General features: G+C 49.9%; 12 protein-coding genes. 9 read left to right on the top strand and 3 right to left on the bottom strand.

What is annotated here, in order from left to right:
- Positions 1-107: 107 nt before the first annotated feature.
- From C4S39_RS05280 to C4S39_RS05270, 3 genes are all read right to left on the bottom strand, one after another.
- Positions 108-6,134: a beta strand repeat-containing protein gene (locus C4S39_RS05280; RefSeq protein ID WP_103966000.1), complete on the bottom strand. Its 6,027-nt coding sequence runs from the start codon at positions 6,132-6,134 to the stop codon at positions 108-110.
- Positions 6,135-6,267: 133 nt separating this feature from the next.
- Positions 6,268-7,245 carry a tetratricopeptide repeat protein gene (locus tag C4S39_RS05275; protein WP_103965999.1) on the bottom strand — a complete coding sequence of 326 codons (978 nt, stop codon included), beginning with the start codon at positions 7,243-7,245 and terminating at the stop codon, positions 6,268-6,270.
- Between the two features lie 41 nt (positions 7,246-7,286).
- The gene (locus tag C4S39_RS05270; protein WP_103965998.1) at positions 7,287-8,012 is read right to left on the bottom strand and encodes a phage tail protein; all 726 of its coding nucleotides are present in this window, start codon (positions 8,010-8,012) and stop codon (positions 7,287-7,289) included.
- A gap of 249 nt (positions 8,013-8,261) precedes the next feature.
- Here C4S39_RS05270 and C4S39_RS05265 point away from each other — a divergent pair, with 249 nt between their 5' ends.
- From C4S39_RS05265 to rho, 9 genes are all read left to right on the top strand, one after another.
- A complete protein-coding gene (locus C4S39_RS05265; protein ID WP_103965997.1) occupies positions 8,262-9,491 on the top strand; it encodes a YcjF family protein in 1,230 nt (409 codons plus the stop codon).
- Positions 9,488-11,044, top strand: coding sequence for a GTPase family protein (locus C4S39_RS05260; RefSeq protein ID WP_103965996.1), 1,557 nt, complete (start codon positions 9,488-9,490; stop codon positions 11,042-11,044). The genes C4S39_RS05265 and C4S39_RS05260 overlap by 4 nt, the downstream gene beginning before the upstream one ends.
- A gap of 215 nt (positions 11,045-11,259) precedes the next feature.
- On the top strand, positions 11,260-12,570 hold the full coding sequence (locus C4S39_RS05255) for a hypothetical protein (RefSeq protein WP_103965995.1): 1,311 nt from the start codon (positions 11,260-11,262) through the stop codon (positions 12,568-12,570).
- A gap of 339 nt (positions 12,571-12,909) precedes the next feature.
- Entirely contained in the window at positions 12,910-13,689 is a 780-nt protein-coding gene (locus C4S39_RS05250) for a DUF3750 domain-containing protein (RefSeq protein ID WP_258039297.1), read from the top strand.
- Between the two features lie 116 nt (positions 13,690-13,805).
- Positions 13,806-14,819 carry a Fe(3+) ABC transporter substrate-binding protein gene (locus tag C4S39_RS05245; RefSeq protein WP_181023757.1) on the top strand — a complete coding sequence of 338 codons (1,014 nt, stop codon included), beginning with the start codon at positions 13,806-13,808 and terminating at the stop codon, positions 14,817-14,819.
- 100 nt (positions 14,820-14,919) lie between these two features.
- Entirely contained in the window at positions 14,920-16,521 is a 1,602-nt protein-coding gene (locus tag C4S39_RS05240) for an ABC transporter permease (RefSeq protein WP_103965994.1), read from the top strand.
- Positions 16,522-16,524: 3 nt separating this feature from the next.
- A complete protein-coding gene (locus C4S39_RS05235; protein ID WP_103965993.1) occupies positions 16,525-17,574 on the top strand; it encodes an ABC transporter ATP-binding protein in 1,050 nt (349 codons plus the stop codon).
- Positions 17,575-17,812: 238 nt separating this feature from the next.
- The gene (gene trxA / locus C4S39_RS05230; protein WP_103965992.1) at positions 17,813-18,139 is read left to right on the top strand and encodes a thioredoxin TrxA; all 327 of its coding nucleotides are present in this window, start codon (positions 17,813-17,815) and stop codon (positions 18,137-18,139) included.
- A gap of 145 nt (positions 18,140-18,284) precedes the next feature.
- Positions 18,285-19,544, top strand: coding sequence for a transcription termination factor Rho (rho, locus tag C4S39_RS05225; protein ID WP_103965991.1), 1,260 nt, complete (start codon positions 18,285-18,287; stop codon positions 19,542-19,544).
- The last annotated feature ends 139 nt before the right edge of the window (positions 19,545-19,683 follow it).

Below are 19,683 nucleotides of genomic sequence, written 5' to 3'. Positions count from 1 at the left end.
TCTCAATTGCAAAGGCATAAATTAAGGCGTATTTATTGAATTGCGCTGTGTCGATTTTTCACTATTACTTATTACTGAACGTAACATTTATGCAGGTGTATAAAACTTCATATCCATCCCTCCTGCAGCATCACGCTGCCGATTAAATGGGTTGCAGCCTCGCTGCCCTGTGTAATTTCGACTGCCAGCCATTTTCGCTCAACCTGGCTGTCAGCCAACCGCGACGTTTGCAGGCTAAGCTCATCGTCTGTGGCGGAGCGATCCAGTGTCCGGGAATAGATTGTTTGCACATACGCTGCGTCGGTTAACGCATCCAGATCGGCGCGCTGCTGGAACCAGTCCAGAATGGTGTCAGGACTGATCTGAGCTTGCAGCGCTTCCCGTCCCAATTGCCATTCAGCAATAGTGGCATCCCGATCGAAGAAGCTATGAAATAGGCGGCCTAAAATCCCTTCGGCTGTATTGTGTGCAATGACAACTGATTCTCCATTGTCGAAAGCAATCATTTCAGCATTTTTGAGATTCAACATGGCGCCATCGCTGAGTTGCGTCAATTCCAGCCGATCATCGGAAAATTCCAGATGCACATTTTCACGTGCGCCCGGCAACTGCAAAACGTCATGGCCGGCCCCACCATTGGCATTGATGGATAATCCCAGCGGCAAATAACCCTGATCGTTTTCATCGCCCCCCGTAAAGTCCCGGGTTGCGTCCAGACGGATAATCGCTGGATTGGTTTCAAGACCATCGAGCAGTTCACTACTGGTTTTGTCCTGAAATTCAAGGGCTTCAGGGAGGCTGTAAAAAGCCGTCAGGATATCATCAGGGGTCGCGTTCTCCCAGTTCTGTACCGCGTTGCCTTCAACAGCCGTTAAATCACGCCCCAGCCATGTTTTTGCCAGATGATGCGCAATCGCTTCATTTTCGGAGTAAGCTATGGCCACGGTATCGCCTGGAACAAATTGCAGCAATTCGATATCCGTCAATGTATCCATTTCTCCATTACTGCGCTGTGTCAGCGTGACGTTGTCATTGCTTATTTCAATCCGGTAATCTGATAATTCCCCTTCCAGTACCGCAGTATCGAAACCCAATCCGCCGTTGAGCCGGTCATTACCGCTGCCACCGCTTAACCGATCATTGCCGGCGCCACCGAAAACGATATCATTGCCGGCATCACCCGAAGTCTGATCGTCGCCGCCAAGGCTGCCGATCGTATCATCGCCGCCGCCGCCAAACAAAATATCATTACCGGCACCCAACACGATGTATTGATTGTGATCGTCACCCACGACATAATTTTCACCGGCGCCTCCTGTTATGTTGACTGCTCCGGTGATAAATGCAAATGCGACATCCATTAATTGCAGAATGCTGCCGGGTGGCAGATTACTGGCATCGATTATCAGTGCCTGCCGGGGATCGCCGGTATTTTCCGTACCGGTAATGATAATGGGTAGCTCGGGGGCCTGATTGCTGTTAATCGTGGGGGTTACGGCGCGAATACTAAGCGTGGCTCCAGAATTGAGCGTGGACAGGAAATTTTCAACCGGATTAACGATCCTTTCATCCGCGCTATCGATTCCGGTTTGTTGTGCAACGCGCTGGATCAGATCGCTTCGGGTATCAGTCAGATTCATTTCCTGAGGCAAACCCTGGGCATTCATTCCGACGCCGATGGGTAAGCTGATAGTCAGCAGGGTATTACCCGATGCTCCGGTAATCAGCGGAATATCCGCATGATCACGCAGCAGCGAAGATGGATCATCCTTCCGTGTTTCTGTGATGAGCAATAGGGTGGTTATTACAGTGCCATCCGGTTGCGTTGTGGTTGCAATTTCGACGCCATCGACCGTCGTGGTCGTTGAGTTGCCACTGCCGCCACCGCCGGAAGATGAAGTCACGACCGTTACGGTAATGCCATTACCCGCGAGATCTGCCACATTGGCGGCAGCATCGGCACCCGCCGCCCAATCCTCCGCGGCAGCCAGATTGTAGGTTGTCGCGTCGGTAGATGACGTACCCGTTTTATTCAAAAGAAGATTAGCTGCGGCTTTGTCGGTTGCGCTTAAAGTGAGGGTGAATGTTTCACCGGAAGTGATTTCAACATCGGTGGAATCAGTTAGTGTGTAGGTAGCGCCACCTTCACCGGTGAAAGTAAATCTGGAAGCATCGATATCGTTGGCTGCGCCACTGGCTTTGAAGAAGCCGCTGCCGGTGACCGCCAATATACCGCTGCCGGTATCGTAAGCGGCTGACGTAATCGCCGGTGCGGCCACGTTGGATACGGTAATGCCATTACCTGTCGTATCGGCGACGGTAACCGCAGCATCGGCACCCGCCGCCCAGTCTTCCGCGGCGGCCAGATTGTAAGTCGTGCCGCCGGTCGAAGACGTGCCGTTCTTGTTCACGATCTGGTTGATCACGGCTTTGTCGGTACTGCTCAGGGTGATGGTGAATGCCGTTCCGGAGGTAATTTCCACGTCGGCGGAATCGGTTAGCGCGTAGGTTTCACCATTTTCGCCGGTGAAAATGAATTTGGATGCATCGATGTCATTGGTTGCGCCGTTGGCTTTCAGGAAATCGGTGCCGGTTACTGCCAAGGCGCCAGTGCTGGCGTCATAAGTGGCGGACGTGATGGCTGGCGCGGCCACATTGGAAACGGCGATGCTGTTACCGGTGCCATCCGCGGTATCGCCGCCGGTGGCATTGGTGTTCCAGTTATCCGCGGCAGCCAGGTTATAGGTGGTGCTGCCGGTGGAAACGGTGCCGTTTTTATTGACGATCTGATTGACGGCGGCCTTGTCGGTAGCACTTAACGCAATGGTGAACGCGCTGATGGAAGTGATTTCGACATCGGCGGAATCGGTCAGCGTATAGGTTGCTCCGCCTTCGCCGGTGAACGTAAATAGAGATGCGTCGATGTCGGCACCGCCGCCATTGGCTTGCAGACTAGTGGCGGTGACAACCAAAGCGCCGGAGGATGCATCGTAGGCGGCAGACGTGATTCTTGGATTGACTGAAACGGTCACTGCATTGATTGCATCGCTGATATCAGCAGCACTATCGGCGCCAGCCAGCCAGTTGTCTGCGGCAGCCAGATTATAGGTGGAACCGCCGGAAGAGGTTGTTCCGGCCTGGTCCAGCAACGCGTCGACAGCAGCTTTATCCGCGCCGGATAGGGTAACGCTGAACGAAACCGCCGAGGTAATTTCCACATCCGACGGACTGGTGATCGTATAAGTAGCATCGCCAGTACCGCCGGTCAGGGTCAACGTGGAAATATCGATATCGTTACCGGCGCCGGTCTTGTTAAAAAGATTACTGCCGGTTATTACCAGTATGCCGGCATCGGAGTCGTAAGTAGCTGAAGTGATGGTGGGGGTTTGAACATTGCTTACCGTGATTCCGTTACCTGTCAAGTCGGCGACGGCGACGGACGCAGCTGTTCCGGCCATCCAGTCTTCGGCTGCAGCAATATTGTAAATCGTCGCGCCGGAAGAAGCGGTGCCATTCTTGTTCAGCAATCCATGCACAACCAATTGATCGGTTGCGTTCAGCGTGATGCTGAAAGCGGTTGCCGAAGAGACTTCAACATCCGCAGACGTTAATGTGTAACTGCCGTCCTCACCGGTTAATGTCAGCAAAGAAACCGCAACGTCGTTGTTCGCTCCACTGTTGGCGACAAAATTGGTTCCGGTTACCGTCAGTACATTAGTGCCGGCGTCAAAAGTGGCGGAGGTAATCGCCGGTGCAGCCACGTTGGAAACGGTGATGCCGTTGCCGGTCGTATCCGCAGTGACGATCGCAGCATCGGCGCCAGCTGCCCAGTCCTCCGCTGCGGCGAGGTTGTAAGTCGTGCCGCCGGTCGAAGACGCACCGTTCTTGTTGGCGATCAAATTCACGCCTGCTTTGTCGGTTGCGCTCAGCGTAAGGGTAAATGCGGTGCCGGAAGTGATCTCGACGTTGCTGGTGTCGGTCAGCGTATAGGCAGCACCGCCTTCGCCGGTGAAGGTGAATTTATTGGCGACGATGTCATTGCTGGCGCCATTCAGACCTGAAAAACCGCTGCCGGTCACCACCAGCGCGCCACTATTGGCATCGTAAGCGGCGGAAGTGATCGCCGGTACGGTAACGTTGGAAACGGTGATGCCGTTGCCGGTCGTATCCGCAGTGACGATCGCAGCATCGGCGCCAGCCGCCCAGTCCTCCGCTGCGGCCAGGTTGTAAGTCGTGCCGCCGGTCGAAGACGCGCCGTTCTTGTTGGCGATCAAATTCACGCCTGCTTTGTCGGTTGCGCTCAGCGTAAGGGTAAATGCGGTGCCGGAAGTGATCTCGACGTTGCTGGTGTCGGTCAGCGTATAGGCAGCACCGCCTTCGCCGGTGAAGGTGAATTTATTGGCGACGATGTCATTGCTGGCGCCATTCAGACCTGAAAAACCGCTGCCGGTCACCACCAGCGCGCCACTATTGGCATCGTAAACGGCTGACGTGATCGCCGGTACGGTAACGTTGGAAACGGTGATGCCGTTGCCGGTCGTATCCGCAGTGACGATCGCAGCATCGGCACCCGCCGCCCAGTCCTCCGCGGCAGCGAGGTTGTATGTCGTGCCGCCGGTCGAAGACGCGCCGTTCTTGTTGGCGATCAAATTGACGCCCGCTTTGTCGGTCGCGCTCAGCGTAAGGGTAAATGCGGTGCCGGAAGTGATCTCGACATTGGCGGTGTCGGTCAGCGTATAGGCAGCGCCGCCTTCGCCGGTGAAGGTGAATTTATTGGCGACGATGTCATTGCTGGCGCCATTCAGACCTGAAAAACCGCTGCCGGTCACCACCAGCGCGCCGCTATTGGCATCGTAAACGGCTGACGTGATCGCCGGTACGGTAACGTTGCTGACAGTGATTGCGTTGCCGGTGGTATCGGCAATATTGGTATTGCCGATCACGGTATTCCAGTCGTCCGTCGCTGCCAGATTGTACGTGGTGCCGCCGGTCGAAGACGTGCCGTTCTTGTTGACGATTTGATTGATACCCGCTTTGTCGGTTGCACTCAGCGTAAGGGTAAATGCGGTGCCGGAAGTGATTTCGACGTTGCTGGTGTCGGTCAGCGTGTAGGTCGAACCGCCTTCGCCGGTGAATGTGAACTTGCTGGCTGTGATGTCATTGGTTGCTCCGCTGGCTTTGACCAGGTTCGAGCCGGTAACGGTGAGTGTGCCGGTGTTCGCGTCATATGTGGCGGAAGTAATCGCCGGTGTTTGCACGTTGCTGACGGTAACGCCGTTACCCGTGGTGTCGGCATTCCCGCTTTGAGCAGGATTCCAGTCAGCCGCCGCGGTGATATTGTAAGTGGTGCCGCCGACCGAGGAGGTACCGTTCTTGTTCAGCAAGCCTTCGATACTGAGTTGATCGGCGGCATTCAGTACGACGGTGAATTGCGTGGCGGAATCGATCTCGACATTGGACGACGTGAGGGTATACGTTGCGCCGTCCTGTCCGGTCAATGTCAGTTTTGAAACATTGATATCATTCGATGCGCCGCCGGTAGCAACCATATTGATACCCGTGACTACCAGAGAATTGCTGCTGGCGTCGTAAGTGGCCGAGGTGATCGCGGGAAGGACAACCGCTGCCGAAATGTCGATATCATCGACGGTAAGTTCTACTGCACCGCCAAAAACAAAACGTATTTCATCGATATTGTTAAATGCGGAGTTGAACGCCAGTAGTCCGCTATAGCTTGGTCCGACATTATTTTGCTGCGTATAAGTGATATTTCCAGCCGCATCGCTGGTGGTTAAATTGACGGATTCCGCACTGACGATCAAAGCATTATCCCGATAACCGGCAATGGTCAAAGAACTTGAAGCGCCATTCGGGCCATTGTCAATTTTGAATGAATTGAGCTGAAAATCGGCGCCATCCGAAGATTTGAAATAGAAATCGGTTACGACGTTGCCGGTATAATTGAGAATAATGGATCGCCCGCCGGATTGATTCAAAAGCAACGTAAGATCTGCAGACTCGGGATTGGCGAAATCCACTGTGCTGCTGGCGCCAAATGTCCACCCGCTATACGTGGCCGAAGTAACGCCATCGTTAGTGACTAGCAAACCGCTGTCGAAATTGGTAGTGGTCATTGCGTGGCTCCTTTGAATGTTTTAAAACTGCGGATTAACGATGCTTCTGGAAAATACATCACTCAAATGTTGCTGTGGTTCGTGTGATCGATTTGATGCCGGTAAGGTTGAGTTTCATCAACAGGCTCCTTGCTTAATCTCGCTGTAAATGCTGTGCAACCTTCTGATCCAGCCCGGCCAGCCATGTGTTCGGCATGACGGCGAGGATCTGCTGCACCATCGATTTTGCAACCGATATTTCTTCCGGGTCCTGGGATTGTTGCAGTGCTGCTGAAAGCCATAGATAAGCTTTGGCCAGATGTTCGGCGGATAAGTGGCCGGTTTCGGGATCCGGTTCCGCATCGTGGAAATATTTGCCTGCAGGAAAATAAGCCGGGATATATTTGAGCGCGGCGGCTTGTTCAAACATTTGCCTGATTTCTTTCGGTGCATGTTTGCCCGATGAATGGCTCTGCATGATCAGACCCAGATAATAAAAGGCTTCAGGCGCTTGTTTCTGCGCGGCGGCTGCAAACCAGCGATAGGCTTCCTGTTGATTCCGAATGGCCGGGTCGCCATGCAGGTAAAACTTGCCCATCCAGAGTTGTGCGGGCGGGGAACCTTGCTGTGCCGCAGGGTGGCAGAGTTCCATCGCCTTTACGGGATCCTTGGGAAAACCTCTTCCGGTCATCAACAGATTGGCAAGATGGCAGTACGAATAGAGGTGCCCTGCCTGGGCTGCTTTCTGGAACCAGTGGGCCGCTGTGACCGGATTTTCCGGATGATGGATGCCCTGGTCAAAACACACGCCGGTCGAATGCTGGGCTACCGGAATCCCGCCCTGCGCAGCTTTCTCAAACCACCGGCAAGCAGTGGCCGGGTCGATTTCTCGCCCCCAGCCATTCTGATAGAAAAGACCCAATGAAAATTGCGCCAAAGCGTTGTTATCACGCGCAGCGGCATCATGATATCCGCTGAAAGCCTTGGCATAATCGCCGGACGCCAATGCGTCCTGGGCGTCTTGCAAGGTAGGGTGGCCGCTTGCTGGTGCATCTATGCCGTTTACTTTATCCGCCCAGGCTTCGGACAGAAAAGTCACGATGCACAGCAATACCCACAAGGCTTTCTTCATTTTCTGCCGGCAGGAATATCAAATAACCAGGTTGATCAAAACTAAGGACGCGAAGGATAAACGCCATTCCAGGCAATAATGCAATTCACAACGGTATACGGCTGCATCACCGAAAAAGGTTGAGAGCCGCCTGTAGCGCCAATATCGACGTTGGTGCTTGTCGTGGTGACGATATTGAGCCCATCGAGCGTGGTCTCGATCGAGGCGGAACTCATGCTGACATTCGGCGCAGATGCGGAGTAAGCGCTGTTCAAACCTTTGGCATTGGCCAGAGAATTTCCTGCCGCGGTTTTTATGTCCGCGTCGCTATTGACTGCTTTTAATGTCGATGTTGCGGTTCCGCCCGGTGCCAAGGCTGATGTGGAAGCCGAGGTCGCTGTAGCCGGATGATTATGGACGGGCATGTTGTTTATGGTCAGCGTTATGTTTTCCGCGCCGCTGGTTTGACCCAGCGTGAACATCGAACCGCCGGGATGTTGCCCCTGATGCACGGGGACTTTGCCACGCATGTCAGGCAGGGCGAAGGTGGTTGTCCCGTTGCCGCCGTAATTGGTGCCCAGTAAGGAGAAGAGCGCTTGATACTGGTTGATAGGGAGGATTTGCCCATCACATTGATACCAACCTTGCGGTGCAAAGTTGAATGCGACATAGCTTATCTCGCCGACAAAGGGTTCCATTCCGGCGTTCGCGCTGTCAGGCGCTGTGGTCATGAGCATTGCGGCAGCGGTCAAAGAAAAAAAGCCTTGCATTTTTTTACTTGGTTTCATTGGTCTTCCCCTTTTTAAGATTAAACTTCAAATTGCATAAGTAACCTAGTTGATACTAAAGATAAATTTTTTCTTTTGCGATTCAAATAATAAGCATTTTAACAGCCCGGCGATGCGGTAAAAACGATGTAATAACGCCTTTTATGCCTTCTTTTCCTGGAGAAGGTTAAAAGAATCGTATAAATTTGAACACTATTCGTGATGACTCAGACTTAACTCTGTCTTTACTGATGATAAGATGACAACGTGATGAAATTAAGCGATCTGAAAAACTGGACGGACTACTGGGAGCAATTGCGGACGGCTCTGCTGGAACCCAGAGTCGATGAAAATTTGCTGGAAGCCTCTTTACGCGAAGCGCGTATCAAGATGCCGGTACCGGTGCTATGGCTGTTGGGCAAAACACAGGCGGGCAAGACTTCGATTATCCGGGCATTGACCGGTAGCGCAGCGGCCGAGATCGGCAATGGTTTTCAACCGTGCACGCGCAATTCCCGTTTCTATGATTTTCCAGCCGATATTCCCATTGTCCGGTTTCTGGATACGCGCGGCTTGGGAGAAGTTGCCTATGATCCGGGTGACGATATTCAATATTGCGAATCCCAGGCGCATTTGCTGGTTGCCGTGATGAAAGTGGCTGATATCAATCAGGCTGCGGTGTTTGAAGTATTGCATGCCATCCGTCAGCGTCACCCTGAATGGCCTGTATTGATCGTGCAAACGGGCTTGCACGAGCTGTATCCCGACGGATATGGTCATGTGCACCCCTGGCCTTATGAGGATGATCCCTTGCCGGAAACGGTCCCGCTTGATTTGCGCCGCGCTTTGCAGGCACAACGCGATGCTTTGAAAAAATTACCTGGTTTTGCGCCCATGCGTTGGGTGGCTGTGGATTTAACCCTGCCTGAAGATGGATTTGAACCGCATGACTATGGGCTGGCAGCATTGTGGCAGGCGATCGAATCGCTGACATCGTTAGGATTGCAACATCAGTTGAGCGGCGATAAGGAAGTGCATGATCTGTATGCGCGTACCGCGCATCAGCATATTGTCGGTTATTCGCTAACGGCGGCCGGATTGGGCGCTTTGCCGGTGGTGGACCTGGTGGCCGTGTCCGCGGTGCAGGCTAAACTTTTGCACAGTCTTGCGTTGCTTTATGGGCAGTATTGGAATAGGAGCACGATCACCGAATTTCTGGGATTGGCAGGCGCGGGGATCGCGACCGGTTTTCTTACGCGCATGCTGAGCCGCACTGTGGTCAAGGTGATTCCCTTCTGGGGGCAAACCATAGGCGCGGTATGGAGCGCCAGTTCCAGCGGCGCGACCACTTACGCATTGGGAAAAGCGGCGATTTATTTTTTTGCCAGGCGCAAGGATGGCTTGAAGGTTGATCCAAAAGCATTACGCAGGATTTATGCGCAGGAACTGGAACAGGGCGCTTCCATACTCAAAGACCGGTTACGGAATCAATCCAAATGAAAAAATCGCTGCCAACCGTTGATCCGTTGCGCTTAGTGGTAGTCATTCTGTTGTTATTGCCCGTGCTGGCCTTGCTGGGTTTTGGCGTGCTGTGGTTATGGCAAAGCGGAAATCTGCTGTACTGGTTGATCGCGATGGTGGTGTGCGGCGTTCTGGGTTATGGCTTGCAGCAATTGCTCGTGCGGCAGGAGCGCCAAATATTGATGAATATGTCGACCGAGCCGAATCCGGAATGGCCGCCGCGTGCGGATGCGGTATGGCAGCAGGTTGAAGCGCTGGCCGCAACGTGTAACCCGGAGGATTGGCCGCTTGAAGATGGCCGATGGATTTGGGAGCTGGGACGGAAAGCGATGGAAACGGTGGCGCATTGTTATCATCCGGAGGTTGAGAAACCGCTCTATGAACTGACCTTGCCGCATACTTTATTGATTATCGAGCGGGCCAGCCGTGAGCTGCGCAGGGATATCGCAGAAAACATACCCTTCAGCAATCGCCTGACGATGGGCGATCTGTTTCGGATTCAGCGTTGGAAGGTCAAAGCGGAGAAAGCATTCAATGTTTACCGCGCGGGCAGCGTTATCATCAATCCGGTGAATGCCTTGCTGAGCGAAGCCTGGCGGCATTTGCGCGAGCGCAGCTTTGATCAGGCCAGAAATGAATTGCACCGCTGGTTTCTGCGTACTTATGTGTGCAAAGTCGGTTATTACGCCATCGATCTGTATAGCGGGCGCTTGCCGCTTGGCGATGAAAGCCAAACCGAGTCAACGACACCGGAATCCAGGGTAGATTTGGAACAAGCCGGTCAAACGGCGGCATCGGCGGCCGAGCCATTGCGGATACTTGTGCTGGGCCGATCCAATTCAGGTAAATCCAGCCTGATCAATGCCTTGTTTGGAGAGCTTAAAACCACTACCGATGTTTTGACGGGCACGACACAAGCGCTTGAACCCTTCGTGTTATCGCGCGAAGGGTTCACCCAGGCACTGATCTTCGACAGCCCGGGTTGCGATAGCGCATTTTTTGACAGCAAGCCAATGCTGACCGCAGCGGGGAATGCGGATTTGATCTTGTGGGTCAGCCCGGCCAATCGCCCGGATCGGCAAGTTGAACGGCAACTCCTCGATGCCTTGCGTACCTATCAAGCCGCGCGAATGGACCGGCGCCCTGCGCCGTTGCTGGTCGTTGTCAGTTTTATTGACCGGCTGCGTCCGGCGAATGAATGGCAGCCGCCCTATGATCTGACCGATACCGCGAACCCCAAGTCAGCAAATATAACCGCCGCAGTGCGCGCCGTTGCTGCCGATCTGGCTGTGCCAGCCGAGCAGGTTATTCCTGTCAGCTTGCAAGAAGGCAAAATTTACAATGTGGAGGATACGCTGTGGGCGGCTATCCTGAACCATCAGGATGAAGCGCTCAGAATCCGCTTGATGCGCTGCCTGGATGCGAAAAAAAGAGCGGAAGACTGGGTCATGCTGCGCCGCCAGATGGCGGGGGCAGGGCGTTTCTTGCGTGAATTGCCTGAGATGCTGGGTAAGCGTGGGAATAAGTACTGACTATATATTTCTTTATCTCGGTGTCGCATGCGGGAGGGTAAAATAAATTTGTACTTGGTGTATATATATTAGAGGGCTTATCTTGCAGAGCTACTTAAAAATAAAAACATACGGTGTAGTCAGTCAAGTTATATGACATTTCGTTCCAGGTTATGAGATATTTTTTGTCGTATATATTACGTTAGTTGCCTTCCATAGCCACAGTGGAGTCATAGATGAATGAAATTGATATATTAAAAAAGATTGCATCAAATCTTACGGAACGGAAAAGCACAGCTGCTTTAAGCAACTACGAAGTCCTATGCAACAACATCGCATTTTCCCATGACTTATTCGAGAAAGGCATAGTCTATCTCGAATTCATTATTGATCATTTAAAATCTATATTTAATGATAGGCTATCGCTGAAAGGCGACTTCAGAGAAAATGAATGCCTGCACCCATTTATTTCAGTTATACCCAGCCTGCTTTTAAATGATTTAGAAGTAATAAAAAAATTGTCTGCTTATACACCACCAGATAACAGGCACGGAATTACCATTGATAATGTCAGCCTTCTTCATAGAGGCTTCATGAATTACAATAATCTTGCAACAGCAACTCGGCAATTAATAGACAGTCTCGTTACCGACTCATATCAACTACAACTCCTTGATCCAAAGGAGTTTAATTATCACGTCCTCTTATCACTTAACAGTTTTGAGAAATATGCAACTAAATCAATTCGTCAAGGATTATTTAACCAAGAAATAGAAGATGCTCTACTTGAATTTAGAAAGCTAAACTTCAAAGACTGGAAAAATTCATCAATAACAAAATGTCAGCATATTACTTTTTCCAATAAAGTTGACCATCTATTTACAAACCTAAATTTGGTGGCTTCTGAAGACATAAAATTTAAAAATGAAATCAATAATCTGTTTAAATTTTCTTCTGAGTTCACACATATAGGCTACATTTCTACCTTTTTTACCTCGCAGGCTGGCTCCCAAGTGGTTTTCGGCAGTGAGAAAAGTCCGTACCTGCCAAGCACAGAAAATTTTAGTGAACTAAAATACCAGATTCTGGAAACATGCATTAATTTTATACACAAAGTATATTTGCCAAGCCTAAGCTCTTGCGTCTCTAAAATTTTTTCAAGTTCACAAGAACTCGTCATAGAGAAGCATATAAGCAATCTTGTTTCCCTTCTCAAAGAAGGTATAAAAACTAGAAACAATAGCTATTATTTCTTTGTTTGCTCTTCTTTAATTGGGTCACAAAGAATCATAGACTTACCATGCTTATGTGGGCACTTAAATAAATGGCGCCCGCCCCACAGTAACAGCGATCTATTCTGTACTGGTTGCGGTAGTTCCTACAATATATTAGCTATAGAAGGTGACCCCGGCTACATAATAACAGGCAATGGTCCAGTAAAAGTAATTGGCTCTGAGGCTCCTGATTTTCAGGATTTACCAAAAGAAAAGCAACAGGAAATGTTAATTAAAGTTGCTGAATTCAATGCAAATGGAAGCGGCAACTAACAAGTCGCTCAAGCTCGCACACTTGTGTGCTGGACAGTTTTTAAGCCGCAGTTTTGTGGTTTTGCTGCACAAAAGTAATCCACAAAACCACACTTAAAAACTGCCGGTGAGCTCCACGTTAGTCATCTAATTCCACGGTTAAGCGGCTTTCTTCCGTCGAAGTAGTCTCTAGGAAATTTTTTGCGCCGTATACATTAGCCGCTAGTGTTTCACCGATGCTGTAATGTCATAATTGAGATGGGTAGTATAAAAAATCTTAACGTTTTATGACAACGTTGATTAATCAAAATTTTTATTACTTTATTCGAAAAGTTATTGACTAAACCGGATTTTCTCAGGATGTTGGTATCTGTTATGCAGAGCGTGGGGCGTTCTATTTTGTTGAGTTGTTGGGTGATGATTTTGCTTTCCGTGCTGCTTCTTCCGCAGCATGTGGAGGCGCAGTACTGGTGGAATGCGAGCCGCGAGCCGGTGGGCATAGCGCCTGATCCCGTCACGAATCCTGAGGCGATCATTCAGGTTTATGGCGCGCGCGCTTTTGGCTGGCGTGGTTATTTCGGGATTCATACCTGGATTGCCGTGAAACCCACGAGAGCCAAGTCTTACACGATTTATGAGGTGATCGGGTGGTTGCGGCGTAGCCAGAGGTCGGTATTGGCGGTTTATGAGAATGCGCCTGACCGGCGCTGGTACGGCAATATGCCCGAGATTTTGGCGGATATGCGCGGTGACAGGGTGGATGCGTTGATCGAGAAAATTGATCAGGCGGCTAATAGCTATCCCTACATGAAAGATTACACCATGTGGCCGGGGCCGAATTCCAATACGTTTACCGCCTGGGTTTCACGCGCGGTGCCGGAGCTGCGGCTGGATTTGCCGCCGACAGCGATTGGCAAGGATTATCTGGGTTACCGGTTTATTTCACAGGCGCCGAGTGGCAGTGGCTTGCAGATTTCATTTTTTGGCCTGCTGGGCGTGCTGATCAGTGCGGTGGAAGGCATTGAATTCAATTTTCTGGGACTGTCTTTTGGCATGAACTGGAATCCGCTCGCCATTAAATTGCCTCTGGTGGGAAGCAAGGAATTGGGCTCATGGCCGCGGCCGGTAACCGAGAATTGATCGGGATCTTACTGTTCTGCACGATAGATATTTAATTGATAATTATTCTTATTCATACTATAGTATTCGTCATTGATTAATTCGATTGATAAAACTTTTTCCCCGGAATTTCTTTCATGGTAAGCCCAAATTTAAGCCGTTTTTTTATTACCGTTCCTTTCGTTTTTTCGTTATTGATCGCTCAGCCCGTGCATGCCAATGAAGTGGTTGTGTATTCCGCGCGGATTGAGCAGTTGATTAAACCGATGTTTGATGCTTTTACCAAGGAAACCGGGATTAAAGTCAAATACGCCACGGATAATGAGGGCGCGTTACTTGCCCGGCTGGAGGCTGAAGGGAAAAATACCCCGGCGGATATGCTGATAACCGCAGACGTCGGCAATCTCTGGGCAGCTGCGCAGAAAGGCTTGTTGAAACCTGTTGAATCCGGGGTGCTTGAGAGTAATATCCCGGCGCATTTGCGCGATCCGGGCAATGCGTGGTTCGGGCTGTCCATACGAGCCAGGACGCTGGTTTATAACACGAAAAAAGTGAATCCCGCGGAACTTTCAACGTATGAAAATCTGGCTGATCCCAAGTGGAGCAAACGGTTGTGTTTGCGTACTTCGAAGAAAGTGTACAACCAATCTCTCGTGGCGATGATGATTGCCGAGCATGGCGAAGCCGAGACGGAGAAGATCGTTAAGGGCTGGGTGGCTAATTTGGCCACTGATCCATTGTCCGATGATACCCGGGCATTGGAGTTTGTGGCGGCCGGCAAATGCGATGTGACATTGGTCAATACGTATTACTTTGGCCGTTTAATGAAAAATGACCCGAGTTTGCCGCTGGCGATTTTCTGGCCCAATCAGGATAGCAGTGGCGTGCATGTCAATATCTCGGGTGCGGGGGTCACGCGTCACGCCCGCAATGAACAAGCCGCGATTAAGCTGTTGGAATTCTTGTCGTCCGATAAAGCACAAAACCTTTTCGCCGATGTGAATATGGAATACCCGGTCAATCCTAAAATTGCCGCGGATCCATTTGTTGCGAAGTGGGGTAGCTTTAAGCAAAATCCAATGAATCTGGTCAAGGCCGGAGAATTGCAGACGACAGCTGTAAAGCTGATGGATCGTGCAGGGTATCAGTAAAAACCGCGTGAGTAAGGAGCCTGATGCAGGCTGAAATGGTGGAAGATCAATCTCCTGAAAATACCAATTTCTTTTTGTTCTGTCTTTTTTCAAATAATTGATGATTATCTGGCGTTGGGTACCTTTTGTCGCGGCTGCACTGGTACTGGCGCCCATTGGCGTGATTCTTTCATCCGTACTGGCGCCGGCGGATGAGATCTGGCAGCATCTATTTGAAACCACACTGATTCCTTTGCTGCTCAATACCTTTTGGCTGGTATTGGGCGTGATCGCCGGGACTGCGCTATTGGGTATCAGCCTGGCCTGGTTTACCGCGGTGTATGAATTTCCCGGACGGCGTTTTTTTTCCTGGGCGTTGTTGTTGCCGATGGCGACGCCCGCCTATGTAACGGCATTTGTTGCGCTGGGTTTGTTTGATTTTACCGGTCCGATACAGACTGCATTGCGTGCATGGCTGGATTCCGATCTGTCCTGGTTTCCGGATATACGTGGCAGGATGGGCGTTATTATCGTCATGACCCTGGCTTTTTATCCCTATGTCTATTTGCTGGCGCGGAATGCTTTCCTGAGCCAGGGCAAGCGTTCGTTAGAGGTTGCGCAATCGCTCGGCTTCAGCCGCAGGCAGGGTTTCTTCAAAGTAGTGTTGCCTATGGCGCGTCCCTGGATAGCAGGGGGCGTCATGCTCGTGTCAATGGAAACACTGGCGGATTTCGGAACGGTTGCGGTGTTTAACTACAATACGTTTACCACAGCCATTTACAAGGCATGGTTTAGCATGTTTTCATTGCATGCCGCTTCTCAGTTGGCTTCTTTATTGATTATTATAGTTTTTATTGCGATTGTGCTGGAACAGCAGTTCAGAGCCCGCATGCGTTATGCCGAAACTAAAAGAAGCGCGCAAGCTCAACGCATTCAATTGACTGGCTGGCATAACTGGATGGTCATCGGTTTCGTGGTGAGCGTATTGTTTTTTGCATTCTTTTTGCCCGTGGCGCAATTGTGTTATTGGGCCATGCAGTCGTTTACACAGGATTACGATGTAGGCCGTTACCTGGAATTTCTCTGGCATTCCCTGACATTATCCGGTCTGGCTTCTTTGCTGATCTGCCTGGTTGTGATTGCCATGGTTTATGCGGTGCGGCGTTATCCTGATCCCGTCACGCGCTATGCAGTGCGTACCGCAACCATTGGTTATGCATTACCGGGCGCAGTGTTGGCCATTGGCGTATACGTACCGCTGGTCTGGCTGGATGGGCAGCTTAGTGAATTGGCGTTACACTGGTTTCAAATAGAAACAGGTCAGTTGATTCAAGGCACGTTGGCCATCATGTTGATTGCTTATTTGATACGGTTCATGGCAGTGAGTCATTATCCCATCGACAGCGCAATGCAACGGATAACGCACAGCGTTGATGAGGCGGCGATGAGTTTGGGGGTGCATGGCTGGGCGATGATCAAGACAGTGCATATTCCGATATTGAAACCGGGCATTTTTACCGCTGCCACTTTGGTTTTTGTTGATGTCATGAAGGAGATGCCGATTACGCTGATGACCCGCCCATTCGGTTGGGATACGCTGGCGGTCAGAATCTATGAAATGACTTCCGAAGGCCAATGGGAACAGGCGGCTTTACCTGCGGTTACGCTGATACTGGCCGGGTTAATACCGATCTATTTATTTATGCGGCAAACTGAAATATAAATAATGAGCACTCCATTGTTGCAATTGAACAGCGTCCGGCAGGCTTACGGTAAGCAAGCTGTGATTGATGATTTAACTCTGGCTCTGCAGAAAGGGAAAATAGGTTGTTTGCTGGGGCCGAGTGGTTGCGGGAAAACCACGGCATTACGATGTATTGCAGGATTTGAGCCAGTGTTGGCCGGGGAAATTTTCCTGAACGGAGTTTGCGTCAGTAGCGCAGATGTTTTTGTGCCGCCGGAACGCAGGCGTATTGGCATGGTTTTTCAAGATTATGCGTTATTTCCACATTTGGACGTGGCCGCCAACATCGGCTTTGGTTTGCATCGTTTAACCGCGGCGGAACGTGCCCGGCGTGTCGATGAATTGTTGCATGTCGTGCATTTGACTGAGGCATCGGAAAAATATCCGCATGAATTATCGGGAGGGCAGCAGCAGCGCGTGGCATTGGCGAGAGCATTGGCGCCCAAGCCGGAATTGTTATTGTTGGACGAGCCTTTTTCCAATCTGGATATTAGCTTGCGTGAACGCTTGAGCCTGGAAGTTCGTGAAATTATTAAGAGCCAGGGAATCACGGCCATATTGGTTACCCATGATCAAGCCGAAGCGTTTGCGATAGCTGACGAAATTGGCGTCATGCATCGCGGTGAGATGCAACAACTGGATACTGCTTTTAATTTGTATCATCGGCCGGCGAATCGTTTTGTTGCCGACTTCATCGGGCAAGGTGTATTTCTTCCCGGGAAGGTGATTGGTGCTCAACAGATTGAGGTCGAACTTGGGATTTTAGAGAATGCGGTTCCTCATTCATATGAGATGGGTAGTACCGTGGATGTGTTGTTACGGCCGGATGATATCGTGCACGACGATACCAGTTCGCTGCAGGCGACAATAGTGTGCAAGGCATTTCGTGGCGCAGAAATTTTATATACGTTGCGTCTTGCTGGTGGCGCGCGGGTATTGGCGTTAGTATCCAGCCGTCATAATCATACCATTGGCGAGAAGATAGGGATCAAGCTTGAAATTGATCATATTGTGGCATTCCAACAATTGTGAGCGTAAGACTTGATTCTTGAATCAATTTTGTATGCAAGTTTACCGGATTGGATTTTAAAACACTTTTTTGGCGTGTTGCCACTTCCCTTTTAATAGTTTTTTCTATAGCATAATCAGGTTGGTATTTTATACCTCTCTTTTACGGCTTTATTCCCAACAATCACGTAAACCGGTCTCAGAGATAATATTGAGGCTACTATTCCAAGAATTGAACAATTTTAATGAGGGATTTTATTTTATGAGTCAGCATATTCATTACGTTACCGATGAAAATTTTGAAACGGAAGTTTTGCAATCGGCTGCCCCTGTACTCGTTGACTACTGGGCAGAGTGGTGTGGTCCTTGCAAAATGATAGCGCCCATACTTGACGAAATCGCCAGTGAATATGGCGAGCGCCTTAAAGTGGCAAAACTGAATATTGACGAGAATCAGTTAACACCTCCCAAATATGGCATTCGTGGTATTCCGACATTAATGCTTTTTAAGAATGGAAATATAGAAGCCACTAAAGTAGGCGCGCTATCAAAATCGCAATTGACAGCATTTATTGACAGCCATATTTAAACTCATTAGTCTAGAAGCAGATAGATTTGTGGATTATTTTTTGATAAAAACCACGTCACGGCTTTTTTTATTATCCCATCTGTAATATTTTCCTTTCCAGCACCTTTATCTTTTTCCCAAGTATTCTTTTTTTAAGAGCTTTCTCATGCGCTTATTTGATCTAAAAAATTTACATGTCACTGAACTAGTGAAAATGGCTATCGAAAACGAAATTGACGGCGCCAACCGAATGCGAAAGCAAGATTTGATTTTTGCCTTGCTTAAAAATCAGGCGCGTAAGGGCGAGAATATTTATGGTCATGGGACGCTGGAAGTGCTGCAGGATGGATTTGGTTTTTTACGCTCTCCGGATACCTCATATTTAGCCGGTCCGGATGATATTTATATTTCACCCAGTCAAATCCGGCGTTTTAATTTACACACGGGCGATTCAATCGATGGTGAGATTCGTCCGCCAAAAGATGGAGAACGTTATTTTGCACTGGTGAAAGTTGATAAAGTTAATAATGAGCCACCAGAAAATTCCAAGCAGAAAATTCTGTTTGAGAACCTGACACCGCTGTTTCCTGATGAGCGATTGATACTTGAACGGGATATCAAGGCTGAAGAAAACATTACAAGCCGCATTATTGATTTGATTGCCCCGATCGGCAAGGGGCAGCGCGGATTGCTGGTGGCCAGCCCTAAATCAGGTAAGACCGTCATGCTGCAACATATTGCACATGCCATTGCGGCTAATCATCCAGATGTGATTCTGATGGTGTTATTGATCGATGAACGTCCGGAAGAGGTTACGGAAATGATCCGTTCCGTCAAGGGAGAGGTGATTTCTTCCACCTTCGATGAATCCGCCGCTCGGCATGTCCAAGTGGCCGAAATGGTTATTGAAAAAGCCAAGCGTTTGGTCGAGCACAAGAAAGATGTCGTAATACTGCTTGACTCGATTACGCGGCTGGCTCGTGCTTATAATGCCGTGGTACCCGCATCAGGAAAGGTGTTGACAGGGGGCGTGGATGCAAGCGCGTTACAACGCCCTAAACGGTTCTTTGGCGCGGCACGGAATATCGAAGAAGGCGGATCGTTGACAATTATTGCGACCGCTCTGATTGATACCGGTTCACGAATGGACGACGTGATTTATGAAGAATTTAAAGGTACCGGCAATATGGAGATCCATCTTGACCGCCGCATGGCTGAGAAACGGATATATCCTGCAATTAACGTGAATCGATCAAGTACGCGCCGTGAAGAATTGTTGATTGCCGCCGAAGTTCTGCAGAAAATCTGGGTGTTGCGTAAGTTGTTGCACCCAATGGATGATATGGATGCAATGGCATTTCTGTTGGATAAAATCAAAGGAACCAAAAATAATTCTGATTTCTTTGACTCGATGAGACGAGTATAAAACTCGATTGAGTGGCGTAAAAACTTGTGTTGGGGCAGTTCTAGTGATGGTTTGGATAACGTTGTTATTCCGGGCGATACTGAATAGTAGATGAGAATGTACAATGATGACGCGTAGATTTTATTATTGTTACAGTAAC

It is taken from the genome of Nitrosomonas ureae (assembly GCF_900108305.1).
GTDB classification, from domain to species: Bacteria; Pseudomonadota; Gammaproteobacteria; order Burkholderiales; family Nitrosomonadaceae; genus Nitrosomonas; species Nitrosomonas ureae_B.
Note: the sequence above shows the minus strand (reverse complement) of the source record. Positions and strands in the feature narration are given on the sequence as shown.

Bases quoted from the DNA above. Each gene is read 5' to 3' on its own strand.
- C4S39_RS05235 (WP_103965993.1), top strand. From the start codon at position 16,525: ATGAGCACTCCATTGTTGCAATTGAACAGCGTCCGGCAGGCTTACGGT.
- C4S39_RS05240 (WP_103965994.1), top strand. From the start codon at position 14,920: ATGATTATCTGGCGTTGGGTACCTTTTGTCGCGGCTGCACTGGTACTG.
- C4S39_RS05255 (WP_103965995.1), top strand. From the start codon at position 11,260: ATGAATGAAATTGATATATTAAAAAAGATTGCATCAAATCTTACGGAA.
- C4S39_RS05275 (WP_103965999.1), bottom strand. From the start codon at position 7,245: ATGAAGAAAGCCTTGTGGGTATTGCTGTGCATCGTGACTTTTCTGTCC.
- trxA (WP_103965992.1), top strand. From the start codon at position 17,813: ATGAGTCAGCATATTCATTACGTTACCGATGAAAATTTTGAAACGGAA.
- rho (WP_103965991.1), top strand. From the start codon at position 18,285: ATGCGCTTATTTGATCTAAAAAATTTACATGTCACTGAACTAGTGAAA.
- C4S39_RS05280 (WP_103966000.1), bottom strand. From the start codon at position 6,134: ATGACCACTACCAATTTCGACAGCGGTTTGCTAGTCACTAACGATGGC.
- C4S39_RS05250 (WP_258039297.1), top strand. From the start codon at position 12,910: ATGTTGGTATCTGTTATGCAGAGCGTGGGGCGTTCTATTTTGTTGAGT.
- C4S39_RS05265 (WP_103965997.1), top strand. From the start codon at position 8,262: ATGAAATTAAGCGATCTGAAAAACTGGACGGACTACTGGGAGCAATTG.
- C4S39_RS05260 (WP_103965996.1), top strand. From the start codon at position 9,488: ATGAAAAAATCGCTGCCAACCGTTGATCCGTTGCGCTTAGTGGTAGTC.
- C4S39_RS05245 (WP_181023757.1), top strand. From the start codon at position 13,806: ATGGTAAGCCCAAATTTAAGCCGTTTTTTTATTACCGTTCCTTTCGTT.
- C4S39_RS05270 (WP_103965998.1), bottom strand. From the start codon at position 8,012: ATGAAACCAAGTAAAAAAATGCAAGGCTTTTTTTCTTTGACCGCTGCC.